1 protein-coding gene is annotated in these 929 nt (G+C 74.5%); it reads right to left on the minus strand.

Annotated elements, in window-relative coordinates; genetic code table 11:
• Positions 1–643, minus strand: a 643-nt coding sequence (locus JNW98_RS35745; protein ID WP_372459414.1) for a tetratricopeptide repeat protein, incomplete at its 3' end; no start/stop codon positions are given.
• Positions 644–929: the final 286 nt, after the last annotated feature.

Consider the following 929-nt stretch of genomic DNA (forward strand, 5'->3'; position numbering starts at 1 on the left):
AGCCGGGGGCGCGGCCGTCGAGGATGCGGGCGAGGCGGTACGCCGCCTCGCGGTGGCCGCGCTCGGCGGCGGACCGGAACCAGCGCTCCGCGCCCACGTCGCTGCGGTGCTCCAGGAGGTCGGCGAGGGCGTAGGCGCCGAGGGCGTGCCCGGACTCGGCGGACTGCCGCAGCCAGTACTCGGCGGCGGGCTCGTCGCCGCGCTCGCGGTGGTAGCGGCCGAGGGCGTGCGCGGCGGCGGCGGAGCCGGCGACGGCGGCCACCCGCCACCAGGCGGCCGCCTCGTCGGGGTAGCCGCGCTGGTGCAGCAGGACGCCCAGGTTGTTGGCGGCGGAGCGGTCGCCCTCGGCGGTGGCGGCGCGCAGGCAGCGCTCGGCGGCGTCCAGGTCGCCGCGGCGAAGCAGGAGGGCGCCGAGGGTGCTCAGGGCGGCGGGGTCGCCGGACTCGGCGCGGCGGCGGGCGGTTTCGAGTTCCAGGTCGGCGCCGTCCGCGGCGGCGCCCGTGGGGGCGGTGACGGACGTCTGGGACGGGACCTGCCCGCCTTGCCCGTCCGGGTCGCTCCCCCGTTCGGTCCCCTGCTCACTCCCCCGGTCGGGAGCCCCTACCAGCCGACGTGTCTCCACCAGCCTCGCCTTGTCCCCCATACGTCCCATCGTCGCACTCCCGCAACCTGTGTACACCTGGAATGCCGCAGCCAGTGAGGTCACTTCAGCGTTTTGTCGACTTCCCGACTTCCCGACACAGCGATGTCCCAAACTCTAATCAAAAGCCCCGCACATAACCCGCACAGAGCAGCGTGGCGCCGCATGCGAACGGTGGTCCCTCGTCCGCCGGCCCCGGAGCGGGGCCCACCCACCGCTCCGGACGCACGACAAGGCCCGGAGTCCGAGACTCCGGGCCTTGTCTTTCAGTAGCGGGGACAGGATTTGA

It is taken from the genome of Streptomyces huiliensis, assembly GCF_020037025.1.
GTDB lineage: Bacteria > Actinomycetota > Actinomycetes > Streptomycetales > Streptomycetaceae > Streptomyces > Streptomyces huiliensis.